Source organism: Gynuella sunshinyii YC6258, from assembly GCF_000940805.1.
Taxonomy (GTDB): Bacteria; Pseudomonadota; Gammaproteobacteria; order Pseudomonadales; family Natronospirillaceae; genus Gynuella; species Gynuella sunshinyii.
In genome coordinates this window covers 6,403,215-6,422,624 of sequence record NZ_CP007142.1, presented here as the reverse complement: position 1 = coordinate 6,422,624, position 19,410 = coordinate 6,403,215, and the positions used below count along the sequence as shown (strand labels likewise).

General features: G+C 47.7%; 16 protein-coding genes. 1 reads left to right on the top strand and 15 read right to left on the bottom strand.

All coding sequences use genetic code 11. From position 1 onward, the window contains the following. Window positions 1-24 precede the first annotated feature (24 nt). From YC6258_RS26580 to YC6258_RS26550, 7 genes are all read right to left on the bottom strand, one after another. Window positions 25-1,425: a leucine-rich repeat domain-containing protein gene (locus YC6258_RS26580; protein WP_044619554.1), complete on the bottom strand. Its 1,401-nt coding sequence runs from the start codon at window positions 1,423-1,425 to the stop codon at window positions 25-27. Next, on the bottom strand, window positions 1,422-4,013 hold the full coding sequence (locus tag YC6258_RS26575) for a hypothetical protein (protein ID WP_044619553.1): 2,592 nt from the start codon (window positions 4,011-4,013) through the stop codon (window positions 1,422-1,424). The genes YC6258_RS26580 and YC6258_RS26575 overlap by 4 nt, the downstream gene beginning before the upstream one ends. 146 nt (window positions 4,014-4,159) lie before the next feature. Further along, a complete protein-coding gene (locus YC6258_RS26570; protein ID WP_044619552.1) occupies window positions 4,160-5,803 on the bottom strand; it encodes a hypothetical protein in 1,644 nt (547 codons plus the stop codon). Window positions 5,804-5,869: 66 nt separating this feature from the next. Next, on the bottom strand, window positions 5,870-7,276 hold the full coding sequence (locus YC6258_RS26565) for a leucine-rich repeat domain-containing protein (protein ID WP_044619551.1): 1,407 nt from the start codon (window positions 7,274-7,276) through the stop codon (window positions 5,870-5,872). Window positions 7,277-7,294: 18 nt separating this feature from the next. Next, window positions 7,295-7,894, bottom strand: a complete 600-nt coding sequence (locus tag YC6258_RS26560; protein WP_044619550.1) for a LysM peptidoglycan-binding domain-containing protein — start codon at window positions 7,892-7,894, stop codon at window positions 7,295-7,297. Between the two features lie 4 nt (window positions 7,895-7,898). Continuing rightward, window positions 7,899-8,885, bottom strand: coding sequence for a hypothetical protein (locus YC6258_RS26555; RefSeq protein WP_144407755.1), 987 nt, complete (start codon window positions 8,883-8,885; stop codon window positions 7,899-7,901). 62 nt (window positions 8,886-8,947) lie between these two features. Continuing rightward, window positions 8,948-10,213, bottom strand: coding sequence for a contractile injection system protein, VgrG/Pvc8 family (locus YC6258_RS26550; protein WP_044619548.1), 1,266 nt, complete (start codon window positions 10,211-10,213; stop codon window positions 8,948-8,950). 269 nt (window positions 10,214-10,482) lie between these two features. Between YC6258_RS26550 and YC6258_RS30465 the strand changes: the two genes are divergently transcribed. After that, window positions 10,483-10,626 (top strand): hypothetical protein, encoded by a 144-nt coding sequence (locus tag YC6258_RS30465; protein ID WP_169749044.1) that lies wholly within the window; start codon window positions 10,483-10,485, stop codon window positions 10,624-10,626. A gap of 33 nt (window positions 10,627-10,659) precedes the next feature. Here YC6258_RS30465 and YC6258_RS26545 read toward each other — a convergent pair whose 3' ends face one another. From YC6258_RS26545 to YC6258_RS27785, 8 genes are all read right to left on the bottom strand, one after another. Beyond that, window positions 10,660-11,592 carry a hypothetical protein gene (locus YC6258_RS26545; protein WP_044619547.1) on the bottom strand — a complete coding sequence of 311 codons (933 nt, stop codon included), beginning with the start codon at window positions 11,590-11,592 and terminating at the stop codon, window positions 10,660-10,662. Between the two features lie 76 nt (window positions 11,593-11,668). Continuing rightward, entirely contained in the window at window positions 11,669-12,682 is a 1,014-nt protein-coding gene (locus YC6258_RS26540; protein WP_044619546.1) for a hypothetical protein, read from the bottom strand. 115 nt (window positions 12,683-12,797) lie between these two features. Continuing rightward, the gene (locus tag YC6258_RS26535; protein ID WP_044619545.1) at window positions 12,798-13,829 is read right to left on the bottom strand and encodes a hypothetical protein; all 1,032 of its coding nucleotides are present in this window, start codon (window positions 13,827-13,829) and stop codon (window positions 12,798-12,800) included. Further along, window positions 13,829-16,840 carry a toxin VasX gene (locus tag YC6258_RS26530; protein WP_044619544.1) on the bottom strand — a complete coding sequence of 1,004 codons (3,012 nt, stop codon included), beginning with the start codon at window positions 16,838-16,840 and terminating at the stop codon, window positions 13,829-13,831. Before YC6258_RS26530 ends, YC6258_RS26535 begins: the two co-directional genes overlap by 1 nt. Before the next feature lie 56 nt (window positions 16,841-16,896). After that, window positions 16,897-17,334 (bottom strand): hypothetical protein, encoded by a 438-nt coding sequence (locus tag YC6258_RS26525; protein ID WP_169749043.1) that lies wholly within the window; start codon window positions 17,332-17,334, stop codon window positions 16,897-16,899. 24 nt (window positions 17,335-17,358) lie between these two features. Continuing rightward, window positions 17,359-17,778, bottom strand: a complete 420-nt coding sequence (locus YC6258_RS26520) for a hypothetical protein (protein WP_044619542.1) — start codon at window positions 17,776-17,778, stop codon at window positions 17,359-17,361. Window position 17,779: 1 nt separating this feature from the next. Then, window positions 17,780-18,694, bottom strand: a complete 915-nt coding sequence (locus YC6258_RS26515; protein ID WP_044619541.1) for a hypothetical protein — start codon at window positions 18,692-18,694, stop codon at window positions 17,780-17,782. Window positions 18,695-18,699: 5 nt separating this feature from the next. Further along, window positions 18,700-19,410 carry a peptidoglycan-binding protein gene (locus tag YC6258_RS27785; protein WP_144407754.1) on the bottom strand — a complete coding sequence of 237 codons (711 nt, stop codon included), beginning with the start codon at window positions 19,408-19,410 and terminating at the stop codon, window positions 18,700-18,702.

The window sequence follows — 19,410 nt, the reverse complement described above, 5'->3', positions numbered from 1 at the left end:
CAGGTTATTAATAAAAAATCTGTTTCAGGGGCTGTCGAAGTGCCACGGTGGCGTTTCGCAGGGTTTTAGGTGGTTACATGCCAAAGAGCCTTCATAACCTTCTGTTTTTAACATGTCTTTAATATGCTGTGGGTATGACTCCGGATGCTCATAATGTGAGTCATCAGGTAAACCAAGTGCGGAAATATTCTGTATAAACGGAATTTCGTTGAGATCTCTAATCTTGCTCTGGTATAGGTTTAAGTCATTAAGGTTAATCAGAGTCGATAATGGCTTTGCAGTTGTTAAGGGTGTTCTGGCTAAGTTTAGTGACATCAACTGAGTAAGTTTTGCAATGACCTTTAAGTCATCGTTGGTAATAGATGTGCCACCAATTCGCAAGTGTCTCAACTTTGTCAGTCCACCCAGCAGAGGCCATTGTGTAAAAGTACTGTCGTCCAATACCAGCGCCGTTAAATTAACCGCCCCAGCGATAAAACCATAGTCCTGCAATTTTGCTCCGCGCAGGTTCAGGTATTGCAGACTTTTGGGCAGTTTGAGTTTGCTGATATCGTCATCGGTGACATTCTCCAGGTACAGCTGTAACAGCCCTTCCGGTAGTTGAATGCTGTCAACATCAGACGGAATATCCGCACCGGATAAGGTCAGGCTTTGCAGCTTGGGCAGACTGCTGCCATCAATGTGCAACTGTTTAAAACGACTGTCACCGAGGTACAGGTAAACCAGTTCTGGCAGATCCTGGATGGTCAGAGCATCGATATCTGCACTTGCCATAACCAGATCGACCATCTGCTTGACACAGCCTTTTAACTCGATATCACCCATGACTCTGGCCGCATTGATTTCAAGATATTGCAGAGCCTGATAATCACAAAGGCGCTGAGGATGAGAGAGTTTGGTGCGATAGAAGGTGGCGGTCCATAAGGGTAGATCAGCAGACAAAAGGTTTAAGTCGAGGTGGTCGGCCTCGGCGTATCCTTCCAGGTGTATAGAGCGAACTTCTTTCAGACGACTGATCAGTGCGAGGTCATTCGGTGTGACCGGGTAGTTTTTTACATTGATCAAATGGCCATTTTGATCCCAGGTTGGGAAGCTAAACAGTTTCATCCGACGATGTCGTTGGGAAGTTTGGTTGCGATTGGTTACAGTGACGTCGGTCAGTAGTACTCCGGGATCATTCACGGTTATCAGGCCGCGTTCGAGTTCATAAGGCTGATAGCTCTGTAAAAAAGCAGTGGCATAGTGAACACTTTTTTTCGATTCACCGTGGTTAATGCTCAACCCATATAACACTTCAAGATCAACCGGATCGGCAAAGGCTTCCATTTGTTCAACGGAAAATGGTGGTTCCGGTAATGGTTTGGCCTGGCAGGCCGTAGCGGTCAGGGCCAGTAGTACCGCACAAAGTTGGCCGGGGTGTATCACGGTTTGTCCTCCTGTTGCAATTCGTCAGCGTCTGGTGACGGTGGTTGTGGGTAACGACTGCTGGTTTTTGGTATCAGTGCGCTACGGCTTTCCCAGAGTTTAAGCATCTTGTGAAAATGCGAGTTTGCCACATAACGCCCTGTCTCTTTACCGGCATCCATCTGGATCTCCAGTAATTCAAAAGGTGCATTCTCCGTGGCTTCTGCCAATTGTAAGCGCATGTAAGGGCGTGGAAACTTGCCGCCATTGACCAGGGGTTGCCAGATCAATCGTGCGAACGGGCTGTCAGGTGCGGCGCTGGCCCGGTTGTAACAGGCGAGCAGCAAGCGCTTGAGTGCTGGTTTGAGGGTGTTGTCTTTAAAGTCATCCCGGTCAAGATCTGCCGGGAGCGTCGTACGATTGTTCTTATAGTCGTTCCAATCCACTTGAGGAATATCCCGATCAAAACAATACAGCCACAGGCACTCTTCCTTGTTCAGATCAATATAGATGAGTTTTTTATCCATCTGTTCCGGTGTGACCGGCAGTTGGTGCATCATCAACGCCGGCAGACCACACCAGGACAGTTCATTCCAGGCGACATCACCGCTGTCCTGTTCTATCTTTTTAGGGTGTGGCAGGTTTAATATTGAGGCAGCAGCCCGGGCGCCGGCGGTTTGGCTGTTAACGTATGCAATACTCACGTACCTGAATACGTCTACCGCAGTATTGCTGCGTTGATCCTCAATCTGTTTGATCAGGCCTGCCAGTTTGGGTGAGGCTCCGAGCGACTGCTTGCGGTACTCCTGAGCATGGGTGCTGTCGGTAAAGCCTTCCCACTGGTCGTCAAATACGACGTAGGTATTGGAATACCATTGAGCCCTTCCCCAGTTTCTCCAGTAAATCTGCCAGGCTTCAATGGCCAGAGACAGTACGACGCCGCCAATAAACAGTGCGTTCCCTAACCCGGGGATGGCATTCAAACCGATCAATGGTGCTGCAAAGCCAAGTACCGTGGCACCATTGGCCACCATTTTGGCAACATTCAACATAATTTCGCCTTCGTCTCCCAACCCGGCACTGTGGTTGACATCGGCGATGTTTTTAATCAGCGCGATGCAGCTGCTGGCCACGCACAGACGGTTGGCCCAGACAGCTGCCAATCCTGCCGTGGTGGCGAGTTTTCCCGCAGTGGCGCCGGTCAGCCAGCGGCCCAGACGATAACCCTGGCGGCCAAATGCAATACCGGATGCCATCTGCACGCCAACACCGATCTCCCGGCCCAGGAACCGGGCCATCGCACCCTCAGTCGCGCCTAATTTTTGTGTCCAGAACCGTAACATACTGGGTACCGTCAGCAATCCTGAGGCCCGAGTCAGCTGAGTTTCGGCACTGGTGGCCAGTTTATAAGCAGCGCTGCGGAAGGCTTCTGGTGAAGGGTCATCCCAGTCCTTTTCATTCATCTCCTGCATAAACGCAACGATGCCGATCACGCTGTCAATAAAGAACGCAGCGGTTTTCAGGTAGCCTTCAAAGCGCACCAGCCGTGACGATGGGTCACCCCAGGTGCTGCCCCCGTATACCCGCTCGGACAGTTGTTCCGCGCTCATCAGCCGCCGGAACTGTACCGGATTCTTGCCAGCGAGGGTCCGGTAGATAAACCGGCCCATGCGGTTCAGTTCTGCACTCCTGGATGTCTGTACCAGGGTCTGTCTGGAAATCCGCAGCATGGTTACCATGTGCAGGCTATACAACCGGATACTGAGCTGGGTTTGTACTTTGACATTGAGACTGTAACGCACCTTGACCAGTTGCCCGGCCAGATCAATGATCGCCTCTGCCAGTGCCGGGGCTCCGGGACCACGCAGAAATGTGGATTTAACGGTGTTGTAGCTCTGGCCCGCAACTGCGCCGAGAATGCTTGGAGGAGGGGAAGGTTTGAAATTATCTCTGGTAATCTCGTCGACCGCCGCTACCAGGAACTCACTTTGATCCTGATGACCACATTTTTCTATTTCCTCCATCAACGTATTCAGCCACTCCTGGTTCACCGCAAAGCTGAGTGCTGGCATAAGAACATCATCCAGCAGATCGGTTTCCTCAGGATTCATTTTTTCACCATCAGCATTCAGTTCCGGTGAGCGATAACAGACGGACATTTGAGTCAACAGGCCGCTAAAGGCTTCGTAAATCAGCGCAGTGTATGGCTCGCACAGATTCTCAATCAGATCTTTGGGGGGTTGCCAAGTGCATTGAGGGATGGATTCTGTATACCTTAATGCCGATCTATCTCTATCCAAGAAATCTGAGGCTTCATCCACCCACTGCACAGTCGCCAGCTGCTCCTGTTCATCGGCATCGTTTTGAATGTTGTGCCACTGCTCGATCTGATCGTGCAGACTTTGGTTGTTCAGGTAATCCAGCGCCTTGTCCCAGGCCTGCTGATAGGCATCGGCGGCCTGTTTGCATCGCAATTGATAACTGAACAGGCGCTGCTCCTCGGTATCACCGTGTGCGAGGGAAGGCACATAAGCCGGCCGGTAAATACAGCGGTCAATTTCAACCTGCAGGTCCTGCAACAAATCCGCGAGCTTTTGTTTTTCCTGCATATTGTGGTCACTTGGGCTGAACGGGCTGTCAATCGTGTGTTGAACCCAGCGTTGCAGCTCGCCGATCTGGAAAATGTCCTCGCGCTTTTTGACACTGACTTCGAGTAAGCGATCGTAACTATGTTTGATCGCTTCACGGCATTGGGTCAGTTCATGGGTGTACTGGCGCAGATTGCGGGGAATACGCAGGGACGTAGTGTGTTCAGAAATCCAGGCACGGGTGCAACAGGTGTCTGGCTGCTCTGGAAAGGCAGGGTATGAATGGCTTTGATGGCCATTGAGCCATAGCCTAGTGGCAGCATCATAAACCCGTAATAGTAACCTTCGGTCAGTTCGAAGAAGCTGGCCAGGTCCACTTCACCGCAGTCATGATTAAAAAAAGTGTCTGCATCCAGCCCTAGATTTGCCAACGCTTCGGTTTTCCAGGTCTCCTGAGTTGGCGTCCGTTGACTGACCAGGCCAACTGCCTGTTTCATAAATGCCAGATGATCCGCTTCGTCATAGCTGTACCAGGTGGCAACCATTGGATCCTGTTCCACCGGCTGCTGTGGTCGTTTTGCCTGGGTGCGTTCCAGCAATAGCACATTGCCAGTGACCGGATCGACCTGGAGGCATTGATCATGATCGCCTTTTTGCAGGAAATCGGGCTTTTGCAGGGTTGGATAACCATTGTCATCGGTGTACATCAGGGCAACGGTAAACAAACCGAACAAGGCCCCATCCAAGGCCATATTACCAAGCTCTTTTTCTTTCTCCGGATGATAGCGCCAGCACAGAATCTGGGTATTGCGGTACGGTTCGCCGTTTTCATTCTGAAACTGCGGTCGTACAGCTTTGGGAGGGTGTGCCAGTTGGTTGACATTGCCAGGGGTGTCAGGGCGAGGATCAACCCCGATGCGGGCGAGGTTGGCCGTGAGGGAATTGACGGCCAGCTGGCGGTTCAGTTCTGCTTCAGCGTCCAGGCTTTGGTATCGTTGTGGATACTGATCAAACTCCAGGGCATGTTGCTTCACATATTCCCATAATGCTTTACCGGCAGGCTGATAAAAACGGTGATCAATCAATCGTCTGAGTCGTTGTTGCGGCCAGCTTTGTGCGCCGGGACTGTCTTCGGGTAACAATCGCTCCCGTTCTTTGGCCACCCAGGCATCGACCACACTGTCGTGCTCGAACAGTGCCAGACAATCCTGGTTCACATGGGGTGGCTGGCCACTGGCATAGTCAGCTGCCCAGCTCATTTGTTCCATGGTGTAGTCTACCAAGGGTTGGCGGCCATGATTGGCTTTCAGGTACTGTTCCAGCCGGAACAGAAACAGTTCCGGTAACCATTGGCTGAACGGATTACGCCAGCTCAGCAGGGTCTGGCTTTCTGCCAACGGTTGCAGCTGAGTGATCCAGCGGTCCATGTTACCCAGTAGAGCTTCACCACGGCTGCGCAGGCGAGAACGCGCATCATTGGCTTCGGCATAACCAACCTTGGCGATGAGCTCGCTGAGCTGGTCGGTAGTGAATAATTGTTCCAGTGGCTGGTTGCGTGTATAGCGATGCCATACAAATCTATGATGCTGGCTGGCGGAGTCAGGATCATGCTCATCCATGACCCGGTGATAAGCCGTAAACTGCTGACCCGTTCGTTTCATCGATTGTTCAATGGCTTTTAACTCGCTCAGCAATCTGGTAATCCGTTGTTGAACCGGTAACTGCTCGGCAGGATCGGAGAGCTGCTCCAGTTGGCGGTAATCGGCGAGTAACTGTTCTATCAGGCGATGGCGGTAATCCAGAATATCCATGATGTCGAATCCTTGTATAAAGCGTTTTCTGACTGGCGGTGTTGGGCGCGTTTGCGCCCGAAAGACTCAGGGGCTGTCAAAATTCCAGGGTGGTTGTTCGCAGGGTTTCAGGTGGTTGCAGCTATAAGCTCCGCCATCTTTTCCAAATGTGGAAAACATTTTTTTAATATGAGATGGATAATCCTTCGGGTGCTTATAGTGTTGTTCCAGTGGAAGCCCAAGATCTGAGATATTTTCAATATAAGGAATGCTATTCAGATCTGGCATCGGTGTTTGAAACAGGTACAGGAAGTTAAGCTCTTGCAAGTTCTCAATCGCGTTGGCGTTTGTAATATTTGTAGCACTGAGATCCAGTGTCTGGAGCTTTGTCAATTGACTGATAACCGGCAGACCCGCATCCGTTAATGAGGTTCCTCCCGCTTTTAAATGACGTAGTTGCGAAAACCGCTTAAGTATTGGCCATTGCTTAAAGTTACTGTCCTCCAGTACCAGCGCCGTTAAATTAACCGCCCCAGCGATAAAACCATAGTCCTGCAATTTTGCTCCGCGCAGGTTCAGGTATTGCAGACTTTTGGGCAGTTTGAGTTTACTGATATCGTCATCGGTGACATTTTCCAGGTAAAGCTGTAACAGCCCTTCCGGTAGTTGAATGCTGTCAACATCAGACGGAATATCCGCACCGGATAAGGTCAGGCTTTGCAGCTTGGGCAGACTGCTGCCATCAATGTGCAATTGTTTAAAACGACTGTCTCCGAGGTACAGGTAAACCAGTTCTGGCAGATCCTGGATGGTCAGTGCATCGATATCTGCACTTGCCATAAAGATATCGACGGCTTGTTTGATACAGCCCTTGAAGGTGATATCGCCGATGACTCTGGCCGCGTTGATTTCAAGGTGTTGCAGGGCCTGATAATCACAGAGGCGCTGGGGATGAGAGAGTTTGGTGCGATAGAAGGTGGCCGCCTGCAGTGGCAGTTCTGGTGATAACTGATTCAGATCGAGATGATCGGTGTCTGTATAACCTTCAAGGAACAGGGAGCGTACTTCTTTGAGGCGACTGATCAGGGAGAGGTCATCAGGTGTGACAGACTGAGCAATCAGATTGATTAAATGGCCTTCCCGGTCCCAGGTGGGGAAGGAGAAGTGTTTCATTCGAACAACAGTCCGCTCAGTTTCAGAACGATTTACTTCATTGACATCGTTGATGATGACGCCGGGCTCATAGCGGGTAACCAGACCGCGTTTTATCGGATAAGGCTCGTAGCCTTCCAAAAATGCGGTGCCATAATGAATACTTTCTTTGCCATGAACACGATCCTGGTTGTAGTGCAGTCCATATAACACTTCAAGATCAACCGGGTCGGCAAAGGCTTCCATTTGTTCAACGGAAAATGGCGGTTCCGGTAATGGTTTGGCCTGGCAGGCCGTAGCGGCCAGAGTGAGGCTAAAATAGCAAAGAGTACGAAGAATCATTCAGTAGTCTCCAAAGGCTCATGCTTGTCCGGTGAGTTGTTGTTCAAGTTGATCAGGGCTCTGCCCGGCTTCATCGGCCCATGCGGTTATGAACTGATCGCTGTAGTGACCAAGGCTGCCGGTCAGATTCGTCAATCTCTGGTCCATACCGGTTGTCAGTTCTTCCGGTAACAGGGTGCCGACATCAAATCCGCGTATCCATTGGCGCTGTTGGTACTCCCAGGCCAAAATGCCTTTGTCGCACAAGTTGGGCAAGGTCAGCCGAACGATGCCCTGGCCGTTGGTGATACCGCTGATATAACGTTTACAATTTGGCCAGGTGCAACGTACTTCCAGATTTTTGATCGGGTTTAGAGTGTTGTCCAACAGAGTCAGCTGCAACAGATACTGGTTATCAGCGATGACCAGTACGGTAAGGTCGTTAATGGCAATATCTTTCCCCTGACTGGCCTGATTGGGAATGACTAACTGGTCTCCAGGAGCCAGGCAGCCACTGTGGCGTCGTTTGTTGCTCAGATCCTGATTGTCGGGCAGATTCCATATTTCTTCAGGAGTCAGGCCAAATTCGGCCGCAATTGTTGTCAGACACTCGCCTTGCCGGACCATATGTACTTTCATGTGCTTACTCCACTGTATAACCTAATACCCTGGCTTTAGCCCCTTCCATGTCGCTGCGGCGTAAATGCAAGCGGCCGCTGCTGTCAGTCTGGGTCAGTAATTCACGACCATCAGCCCGGGTAATAATGACTTTACGATGAGCCTGCAGTTCACCATCCTGGTTCTTGATTTCAATTTCAATCCAGTCTTCGCTGTTGTCACTGCGGGCAATTTCCCGTTCATAACTGTGTGGTGATCCTTCAATGGGCTCTCCACCGTCAAGACACAGTTCCAGCGTCTCCACTATTGCCGGAATCTCCACCGCCGCCACACTCTCCGGCTCATTCCCGCTACCGGTTTCATAGCTGATGTCGCCATTCAGCTGGGTGCCGCTCTGGCCGTTAAGGGTGATTTTTTTGCCCCAGAGTTTGAGGTTGCCGGCGGCGTCGAGTTGTATGCCGCCGGTGCCGTCGGTGATGATGATGTTGCCGCCCTGGCTGCTCAGGTCGATGGTGCCATTGATCTGGTGGGTGGCGTTGGCGGCGACTTTGACCTGCATGTCGCCGCCGCTGACTTCGGTGTTGAAGCCGTCGCCGACGGTGATCTGGATATCGCCATCGGCGGCCTGGAGGCTGTAGTCACCCTCGCTGTTGTGGTAGATGTTCTGTTGTGCGCTGAGGTTTATTTCGGTCGCAGCCTGATGACGAATGGCGCCTTGTTCGGTGCGCAGTTCGCTGTTTTGTGTGACCTGTATAGCGCGGTGCTGGCCGATGCGTTCGTTGAGGTGTTCACCTGTGTTGATCAGTAACCGGGTGCCGGCGGTCAGGCGCAGGCTGCCGTATTGGCTGAGGATGCCGGCGAAGGCGGCTTCGTTCTGGGCGCACAGTTCGCACTGGTTTTGACCGTCGAAGGTGAACAGGGCGATGCGGTTGACATAGGGATCATCGTCGAACAGCAGTTCGTTCTGACTCGGCGTGACAATCCGGGACTGGCTGGCGTTGTCGCTGGTCACTGGTCCGATCTGCCGCCGGTTGGGGATGAAGCCTAAAATGGCCATGCGGGCGGGATCGTTGTTCAGGCAGCTGACCAGCACGGTACTTGATCCAGTAAAGGAAAATGCCAGCCGGCCGAAGGTGCGTCATCGGTCTCCGGGCTGGCGTAAATACTGACACGCTCCAGCAGCGGGCTGGCCTGGGCGATGGGTTTGCCGCTCTGATCAAAAGCCGGACGCAGGTAGTAACGACCGTCGGCACTGAGTTCGGCGTAGTCATGGTGACTCTCGATCCGGGCCGGAAACAGCAACGGTTTGTCGGCCTGTTCCGCCAGGGTCAGGCGGACCGGTGTGGTCCGGCGAATGACCCAGGCTTCGTTGTGATAGCGCAGGCCATAACCGCTACCAGCGGTACGGGCATGGTGACGGACCTTATGAAGACGGAATTCCCCACTTTCGGCGACGGGCAGTTGCGAGGCATCGAGTACCAGGGTATAGCCAACGGCGAGCAGGGGTTGAAAGCTGTGCAGTTCCAGTTGCCAGTCGAACTGTTCGTCGGCCTGTTGTTGGAACAAGGCCCGTTGTTCGGCTTCGGAACGTGACAGGGGCGGTTCGAAACCCTGTACGTTGGCGTCATCCCGGCTCAGTGAGCGAGTGTCGCCTTTGACCGCATGGCCATAACGACGACGGCGTCCGGTCACCCGGCGCATGGCTTTGGTGATGCGGTTGAGCTGGGCATCGGGTGCCAGTCCGGACACCACCTGCGCCCACTGGACCTGTTCGAGATAAGGGCTGATGCCAGGGTTGTTACGGATGACCAGAGTTTCATGGTTGCGCTCGGGATGGTGTTCGAGCCAGTAAATGCCGCCGACTTCGGCGAGCAGGCGGTGGAAGCATTGCAGGTTATCTTCCTGGGCTTGCAGGTATGGCCCTTTGGGTGCAGGTACCGGGTCGAGGGCCAGTTCCACTTCGAAGTCCTGATAACCGCATTCGCGCAACAGTTGCCGTAATACCTGTTCGCGGTTGAGGTCCATAAATAAGCGGGTGCGTTGCAGACGGGTACCCCAGAGCAATTTGGAGCAGAGGTAGAATTGCCAGTACTCGCCGGCACCTTCGCTGTGGTATTGAATACGGTCGATGACCAGCTGCCAGACGCGCTGGTGATCGCCGGCCTGCATGGAGACTGTGACGGCCTGGCCGAGCAATGCATCGGTATCCTCATACAGATCGGTGATCGGACAGTTAATTTCTAGCCGGGTCGGCTGGTTCAGATCTTCCCAGCCTTCCATGTATTGCACCGGTAATTGGGTGCCACTGGCGAGGGTGAGGGTGATTTCGGTGAATGTCATCGTGGCGATCATGATTGATTTTCGATGCCACACGCCAGACCTTGTTTGAGCCAGGTGCTGACATTAATGCGACTGTCCATGTGATATTCCTTTCCTTAACGTAATGTGCCGAGGCCGAGTACTCTTAAATGGCTCACGATAAATAAACTTCGCAGTTTATGCAGTGTATGAGAAATACACGCGCTAATCCGCGAAATAAGTCATCATTTTAAAGCCTGTGTTTTTGGTAGCATAGGTGCCTCTGTGTATACCAAGGATTGTTCTCTGATATGAAATCACCTTTGTTCTTCCTATTGGCACTGCTCTCTCTGACCCTGCCCGCCTGTGGCGATGAGTCACCTTATTCCCCGGAGGTGAAAGCCCTGGTCAAACAGATCCTGAAGCATATGGTGTATGTGGAAGGTTGGAATTGATCAAAGACCATGGTAAGTGTTACTTCATATTGCTTATAAATTAGCCGCCAGGTCTGTTTGGCTTTCCCGTTTTTCAGCATCAATCTTGTTTAATATCCGCTGCAGTTGTTCATCAAAATCAGCAGGTTTTGGATGCTCACGAAAGTAAATGCCCCGATGTTTTTGCCAGTCTTTTGCCAATAAAACATCCCGCCCTTGCTCCATAAACTTGACGATGGAGATCAGTACGGGCTCTGTGAGTACGTTATCGAGATAAAAGGGATTGCCACCGGGCTGGATCACGTATTTACACCACCAGAGAGCACCACTCTCGTGCCCTACCCGTAGTTGAAAATTCAGTGCCTGCAGGGTTTTGTAATAATCAAAGTACTCATAGCGCTGTGCGTGGACCTTACCATTGCGCCAGGTATACACAAGGCGGCGGTCACGATCAAAAAACAGGGAAACGGGTCTGCGAAACCGGATGATGCTGACAGTCAGTATGGAAATAACTGTTAGCCAGACAATGCCAAAACCAGTATCGACATAAAGGGTTCGGGTGCCGTTAGCGGTTTCGGTGTAGTGGTATTTGAGGTATCTGGATAGAGAGATTTTTCCTTTCTCATCCAGCATGTTGTACATACTAAGCGCAGCTTGATCTTTTGTCTTTTTAAAGTAATTTTTCCCATATGTCGTTTGTTTGAACTGGACAAAATCTAATACTACTTCTTCTCTACTTTTCCACGCAGAATATACGTCTTCTACATACAAAAATAGCACGCCTAATAAACCAAAAAACCATGGCAACAAAAAGATATTCCGAATCGTACCCAGGTTATTCAATACTGAAAGATTCTTATGGTTAATCCCATTGATAGGATCTACCAGCCCATCGACCTGCGGCAATTCTTTCTCTAACAAGTCATCTGTATTGTCTGACAGATTGATGATGGTGACATCCAATTGTTTTTGGCCGATGATTTTCATAACGGGTCCTCATTGATGATGTCGGTCATGCTGGCCCGGGCAGTTTATATTTCGTGTCCAAATGTCACTGCTCAAGTTACAGATAGCCCCATTCCTTAGCCAGACTTTCTGCCTGTTCGTTAACGTGTTTGTCTTTTATGAACATCAGCACGGATTGTAACTGTTCGTCAAAGTCTTTTGGTTTTTTGTCTTCCCGTAAGTACCAGCCTTGCCGACCCCTCCAGTTGCTGCGGGAAACAGATTCACGGCCATTCAGCATAAACCTGGTCACATACGCCATGAGCGTGTGATAAGCATTTTCGCTATTCAGGTAAGCGTTGCCTGAAGGCGTTACCGCAAAACTATTAAATGCCAGGCCTTTATCGTGGTCATAGCTGTAGAGCGCAATGCCCATTCCGTGTTTACTGGAATAGAATATTAATTCATCAAAATACTGTGCCCACACGGTACCTTTTTGCCAGGTATAGACCAGTTGCTTTTCCCGATCAAAATAGATGGGTGCACGACGGCGAAATCTCAGTAAAGCAATGATTAGTGCAGGTATGGATATGGCATAAAAAATGGCTAGGATTGTATCGCCCTTTCTAAAACGCTCTGCGGCCGCTGTTTCATAGTAGTGATAGTGGAAGTAGGTTTTAAGCGGCATTCTTCCGTTTTCAATTCTATAGTATTTAGAAAGAGCATATTTGTTCAGTTCGTCTCCTAAGTTATTATATATATCATCATTTGGTGTTAAATCTGGATAACGTTCAGCTAATTTTTCAAAATAGTCACTTCCATAAGTTTCCTTTCTATGCTTGATGTAATCAATGTGCAACTTTTCCGCATTTTTCCAGCCTTCATATAAATCATCAATCTGCCAATATAATGTCAGGCACAATCCTAATAACCATGGAAGTAGAAATAACGTTCTTATATTGCCAATATAGGTCAAAACGCCAATCCGACTCTGATTAACTTCACCAATTGGACGTGGAGGGCTGTCATCAAGAAAAATTTTCTCTTTCAGGTATGTATCCCGGTTAAATGCCAGTTTAGTTAACTTGGCCTTGGTTCGTTTATTGGGTCTGATTAATATGCTGTCTGTCATTTTGCACTTTCATTGACTATGTCCATCACCGACTTTGTGTCAGGAAGATACCAGCGCGACATTACAACATCGCAGATGTGAGCTGGAGACGACGTCAATGATGTCTTCGTGCTTATTAGAACGCACTATTGGATGAACCAGTTTTCAAATACCCCCACTCCTTTGCCAAAGCCTCAGCTTGTTCATTAATTTTTTCGTTTTTGAGGTATTGCAACACAGTCTGTAATTGTTCATCAAAATCATTCGGTTTTCTGTCGTCAAATAAATACCAGCCTTTACGGCCTTCCCAGTCCTTTTCAGCAACGGCATTGCGCCCAGATGACATGAATTGAACCACATAGTGGAGGATTTTCTGGTATTGAGCAGAGCTGTTAAAGAAAGGATTGCCTGAAGGGGTAATCACAAAAGGGTTCAGTTTGAATGTATTATGTTTATCGAAACCATACAGGATCATGTCCAATGAAATGGTGCTCGTGTAATAGATCAGTTCGTCATAGTATTGTGCCCAGACTTTACCTTTTCGCCATGTATAAATCAGACGGTTTTGGTGATCAAAAAATAACGGCGCACGTCGACGAAAGCTAAGGATAGAGATCATTAACGCAGGGATTATAATGGTGTAAATAGTCCCCAAGACAATATCTGTTTTGCGGGTACGGTCAGCAGCGTATGCCTCGTAATAGTGATACTGTACATATGATTGAAATGGCATTTTGCCATTGTCTATTCGGTAATAATCTCTCAGGTCAGCTTTCTCGATTTCTCTTTGAAGATTATCATAAATATTCTCATTGGGAGTAAGGTCTGTGTATCTATTCTTTAATCTTTCAAAATAGTCCTCACCGTATTTCTCTTTACTTTTCTCTATGAGTCTTACGATAGTTCTTTCCTTAAGCTTCCAACCTTCATAGAAATCATTTACCTGCCAATATAATGTTAAACAGATTCCCACTAACCAAGGTAATAAAAACATAAACCTCAGGTTGCCAAAAGAAGTTCGTATTCCCAATCTGTTGCTATTGACCTTTCCAACCGGATACGGCGGTTTTGTCTGCGTCTGTATATCCTTGGTTTGCAGTTCTGTTTGCTGGTATTTCAGTTTGAATAACTGGACATTTAGTTGTGGCTTGATGAGTAGTTTAATCATTATCTGGCATCCTCATCGATCATACCGATAATCGGGATGCTAACCAGGCCGTTTTCTGTCAAATACCGTCTGGGTGTCACAATGCCTGGCTGGGGTTGATAGGACCACTGTATCTGAACTCGCTTGGTTGCGGTGAATTCCAGTTCAATATTTGTCGAGTTCTCTTGCTCTCTGAATACGGCGGTTCGTATGGCTTGCTGAAGTGCTTCTGTTAATTCTGGATTACTCATCCATTTCCATTGAATGCCACCTCCCCAGTAGGAAGCAGTTCCACTAATCTCCATTTCATAGGTATAGATCTGATAATTGATGTCAGAGACCCCTGATACGAAACCAGGGAGTTTAAAGGTGTAGTGATAGGTACGCGGTTCTCCTTTGCCAGTCCGGATGCCGGCATCATCACTCATTTCCATTTGTGGTTGATAGAAGTAATTCATAAATTCCTGGAGTTCTAGTTGATAACTCGTTTGAACTTTCTGATCAGTAGGCATTTTTGAGGCAGTTTGTATTCTCCGAATTATATTTGGACGATCTTCCTCATCAACCCAAAACAAATATTTTTGTCCACTGCCCCAGAAGCAATTTTCCAGAAGAAGCTCAAAATCGCTTTTTCCAAAGATAAAGACAGTAATAGCTCCTGCAATTAACAGTAATAGTGCGACCACGGTACCAATGACTAACCCGATACCCAATGTTTCCACTGCTGCAGCTCCTCCGACAGCCATCGAATAGGCGGAGAGCCCGAACAATACGGCGGATGCTGTGCCGATCATAATATGACCGGTCATTTCGCCATAATTCCCTTGTCTAAAACTGATAGTCGCGTTCCAAAAAGCATCGACAGCAGCAGCCAAGTTAGCGACTGCCACGAGACCTGAAATCAATTTGGGTGCTAACAATAGTCCCAAACGTTCAGAAAGCGACACTAATTTAGGTGCCAACTTTTGTGCCAGATAAGGAAGCGCTTTATTGGGAACAGACTTAACTGCAATATTAGCCACCGTCCCCGAAATCGTAATGGCATCCGTTGTTAAAGAAGCCAGAGCACTAGTGAATTGGGTTAGATCGTGAAAACTACTGCCGCTTTTGAGTGGGTTGCTGCGGGAGTAGGTACCTTGATGCGATAAATCATGCATTGTTTTAACGTTAAAAAAAGCAGATAAGCCAGCAAAACTGCTATCAATCAATACACCAATCAATTCTGTCGTACTTTGTGCTACAGCAAATTGATAGCGTCCGGTACTGGCGCGTCTTACTTCCACTTTCGAAAGTTCCCAGTGCTTGGGGACACTCTCTTTCATGGTACGTTGTCCCCAGTCAAACAGCTTCTGACCAATTTTTTGTTTTGCCTCTGCATTCTTAATGCTTGAGAGTGTTTGCTTGCCTTGATTCTGAATGCTTTTTGCTATCGCTTTGGCCAGTACTTTACCCAGTTCTTCACTGGTCAGAATGACTTTCTTATCAGTAGAAACCGTCAGTCCAAATACATCAAACATTTTAGGTATGAATTTTTCAACAATCCATGTATCGACTAATGCTATGCTTTTATGAGAGTTTCGTTGCGCTAACTTAGTCTCATATTCCGCCCACGAATACGCTTCACCCCACCAAGTACCCAATTTCCCTAGAGATACATCCAATGCTTTGCTTGTTGTCACAGCCCAATTAACACCCGTTTGTGGTGTTGTGGTTAGTTTAATAAATGCAATTTTAAAGATAGCCCACCAAGAGTTCTGATCATTTTCAAAATCATGGTGCAGCGTTCTTATGACACCTCTGCCTTGCTCACTGGCCAGTACTCCATTAAATATACCATCAACCAGAGAGCAGAACTTTTGCAGTTCCTCATTAGCCTGATGGCTGCTCTGTGGTTCGCAAAACGCATGCTTAAAATAGGTATCAAGGGATCCTATATGTCCGGTCAAAACAGGGTCATTCATAAAAGTCTGATATACCTGTGCAAATTGGCTCTTGCGCTCTTCAAATAACTTGTGCTTGTTCTCCAGATTGTTCCAGTATCGCTCGTGCTCCTGCAGATCAATGTTGTCTTCAACGAGGTCTTTTATTTTTGAGTTATCACTTTCTTTCAGTTGCTGAACGATCGAGCCAATGGTATATGGATATAGGTTACTGGATGAATAATATTTTTCCCACAATGTCAGTTTGGTTAGAATTTCAGCAATATCCTTCTGTATCCCCACTGGGTCATATAACCCGACAATTCGTGCCACTTCACCATATTGGGTTTTGCGTTGTAACTCTTGCGCAATCTGGTTGGCGTCCATTTCATAACTGGACTGTGTCGTCAGGATATCCAGGCCAAGTTTATCAAGTTCTTCAATATCCGGATTGTCGTCTTGTTCATGAATTCTCAATAGCCGGTTCTGTTGTTCGCGATAGTCTTCCACCAAGGCCTTTAGATTTTCAACTGTGGCTTCGACGGTTACCTCGTCGTTACTTTGCAACTTAACCCGCTGCATAAACGCTTTGCGCTTTTGAGCATGACCATTAAGGTCGTCTATCACCTGATCGCTTAGGGGTTCTTCGCAGTAAACGATGCTGATTTCGGATACGTCTTTGCGAACAAACGCGAATGGATAGCTACGAATTTGGCCACCGGATTTTTCCGGCGTCAGACCCCCACGAGCATTGGTTAGGTTGCTGAACAGATACTTGTGAAACTGTTCCTGTATGGTTCCATCCGGCTTGATGAGGTGTTTGTAGCGGAAAATGTGGAAGTTGCTACCGCCTGTCTCTTCTTTGATATAAATCCAGCCTGGACGTAGTAACCGGGCGACGTAGCCTTGAGTGGCACGAAGGTCTGTTTGACCCATCAGTGTCGATAATGCTGGTGGGCGGGCCGGATCGAGCAGTTCTTCTTCAAAAAAATTGGCGTAGGCATAACGAACGGGGTAGATCGGCCGAACAATTGTATCGATGACCAGGGTGTTTTTCTGGTTCAGGGCGATGGGAGTGGGCTTGGGTGTAGGTATGGTAGTTCCACTGGTCATGGTGAGATAATTTCCTTTTTAGTTTCTTAGTGTGGCCCGAAAGTACTTACTATTATTTAGTTGATTGTGAGCATCAGCCATTTGAGTTTTTGGTGATTGTTTCGAGATTGATTCTGTTTCACAGTAACAATTAATAGTGCGCTTCCTAAAAAAAGAAATAGCCAGCCGGTTTCTTGTTGGAGTTGATAAATATGTCTCAGTATCCAATATTCACCCGCTTTTTCGTCATCGCAGCCGATGATCAATGCACAGATAAATAAACAAGATACGAGAATAAACAGAGTTATGGATACGGTAAGTGCAGATGTGGTAGCTTTGATGTTATTTAATCCAGATACCAAAACATATGGACTCAGATCGATTAGTAATCCTAACCCGCAAAATGCGTTCAAAACATTGTCTGTAGATGTGTGCCCGGAATCAGCTGGAATACAATATCCCATCAACCAGAAGATTATTCCGACCGCTGCCAGGATCGTTTTGGTTGTCATCAACTTGTACTACTCCTTAGCTCATAGTTAATTAAATTTTTTTGGAATATTCGTACCCATTGCATTCTTTTTGGCGCCAAAAGCGATAGCAAAACTGCCAAGCACAATCGAATACCAACCTATAGCACAATATAGTTTTCTTAAATCTCTAAACTCAAAAAAATTCCCTGTTTTGTCTTCATATCCGAGAAACAGAACTGCCGATAGAACTGCGAGAAATAGCGTGGCATAAGATATCATCAGAGGGATTCTTTTTGCCTTCAAAACAATAAGAATCAGCGTTAGTAAAGGAAAAAACATAAACCAGAGCAGACCTTTAAAGCCAAATACAGAATATAAACTGAAGTTATCTGTACCTGACACGTCGGTAGTTAAAAAGTATCCTGAACACCAAAGTAAAGTTCCAAATAATACAGGGATAATTATTCTGAATTTTTTAGCTAACATATTATTTCTTAGTAAATTTATGTGGTGAATTAGAAAGGCCGTGAGGTGTATTGCCACCAACAACGCCTCTTTTTGCGCCTTGTTTGTTCCACAGAACTAAATCATCCTTATCGTCTTCTTCAGAAAAAGGAATCAAATCCTTTAGCTCCCTTTTCCACCCTCCATCCGTGCCTGGATGAGGGATATCAATAAATGTTTTTCGATATGATTGGTCACCCTGGTCATCCCAGATATATTCATATAACGTTCGAGTTAACCATGCGTAAACGGGTCGATCAGTTTGATTGGCCATTGCTTGTGCCAGACTTTTTTCTATGTCTGCACTGTCATCAGCTGTTGTTCCTGGATAAGTGAACTCTTGTGAAACCTCATTCCAAAGACCTTTGGCTCCATTACCAGTTCTGCAGGCATAAGACCATATCACAGCATCTGCACAGAAAATGGTTTTATCAATCTTAGAAATATGCTGCATTGACAAACTGCATTTTTCTTCACTGTCACTGTGATAGTTAAAACTGATTTCAAGTGGTATTCCGTGAGCATAAATATTTAATCGTTGGATTTTACAAACCGGACTTTTTTGATTCAGTTCAGTTAACATCTCGTCAATATTAGTGACTGCCACCATAGTAACATCAATATCTTTCAGACTGGTCTGGACCTGTTTGATTTCCTCGTTGTTATAACCATGGTTAAAGTAGATCAACCGAAAGTGATCGTACTCATCTCTGGCTCTGCGTATATCTCTCACCGCAGGAGCGAAAAACATCATTTTCAGTGCGTAAGAGTTGTAATAATTTTCAGCGCCAACCAGGAGACACAGTTCTCTGGCGCTAACAGTGATGGTAGTTCTGACACCGGCTTTGACTTTGAGGCCTTCTTCAAGCTCGGCAGGTGTGGTATTGATGTCTACCATACGATTTAACCTCCATATACTTTATGCAATTTTTTCTTGGTCAGCGGACCGGGTTCTCCATCTTCCGTTAATCCGTAAGTTGCCTGAAACGCTTTGATGGCGGCCTGGGTTTTGTTGTTCAGTTCCCCGTTTATTTCGCCACAATCAAAACCCAGGTTATTGCAACGGGCTTGTATGCCAGAGATAGAATCGATGCTGTCTAACCGTTGTAGCTGCAGTTGGAAAGAATGGGATGGTTTCTCACTGTCTGTGTCTAGAAAAACATCCAGTTGGCCTTCTTCAGTGCTCGGATTGTTTAAACTCATCCGCAATCGGCCATCAGCCTCTGTAAAAGTTTCCAGAGTGTCTTCACCGACGGTCAAAGACACGCGAACATTCGCCATTGCCTGGCCGTCAGAATCTCTCAATAACAGATTGATAACAGCTGTAACTGGCGGTTTGGTAGATTGACCGGACGAAAGACGTGACGGTATTGGTAAGGTAGGAAACGATATGTGATAGCCCGATAGATGACTTAAACCCTCAATGCGAGCAATACCGTTACTATCGGTACAGCCACGGTATTCGGTACCATCAGGTGCTGTGATCAGATATTCAGAGTTGGCTATTGCTTCTTGCTGATCGTTGATCAGTACTACTTCGAGCCATAATGATTGATTGGCCATAAAGGGCAATAAATCAAGTTCTTCTGTATCCGGGATATCTAGTTGCTCCAC

Coding starts and splice junctions, on each gene's coding strand:
- YC6258_RS26575 (WP_044619553.1), bottom strand. CDS start 4,013: ATGCAGGAAAAACAAAAGCTCGCGGATTTGTTGCAGGACCTGCAGGTT.
- YC6258_RS26570 (WP_044619552.1), bottom strand. CDS start 5,803: ATGGATATTCTGGATTACCGCCATCGCCTGATAGAACAGTTACTCGCC.
- YC6258_RS26565 (WP_044619551.1), bottom strand. CDS start 7,276: ATGATTCTTCGTACTCTTTGCTATTTTAGCCTCACTCTGGCCGCTACG.
- YC6258_RS26560 (WP_044619550.1), bottom strand. CDS start 7,894: ATGAAAGTACATATGGTCCGGCAAGGCGAGTGTCTGACAACAATTGCG.
- YC6258_RS26550 (WP_044619548.1), bottom strand. CDS start 10,213: ATGACATTCACCGAAATCACCCTCACCCTCGCCAGTGGCACCCAATTA.
- YC6258_RS30465 (WP_169749044.1), top strand. CDS start 10,483: ATGAAATCACCTTTGTTCTTCCTATTGGCACTGCTCTCTCTGACCCTG.
- YC6258_RS26545 (WP_044619547.1), bottom strand. CDS start 11,592: ATGAAAATCATCGGCCAAAAACAATTGGATGTCACCATCATCAATCTG.
- YC6258_RS26540 (WP_044619546.1), bottom strand. CDS start 12,682: ATGACAGACAGCATATTAATCAGACCCAATAAACGAACCAAGGCCAAG.
- YC6258_RS26535 (WP_044619545.1), bottom strand. CDS start 13,829: ATGATTAAACTACTCATCAAGCCACAACTAAATGTCCAGTTATTCAAA.
- YC6258_RS26530 (WP_044619544.1), bottom strand. CDS start 16,840: ATGACCAGTGGAACTACCATACCTACACCCAAGCCCACTCCCATCGCC.
- YC6258_RS26520 (WP_044619542.1), bottom strand. CDS start 17,778: ATGTTAGCTAAAAAATTCAGAATAATTATCCCTGTATTATTTGGAACT.
- YC6258_RS26515 (WP_044619541.1), bottom strand. CDS start 18,694: ATGGTAGACATCAATACCACACCTGCCGAGCTTGAAGAAGGCCTCAAA.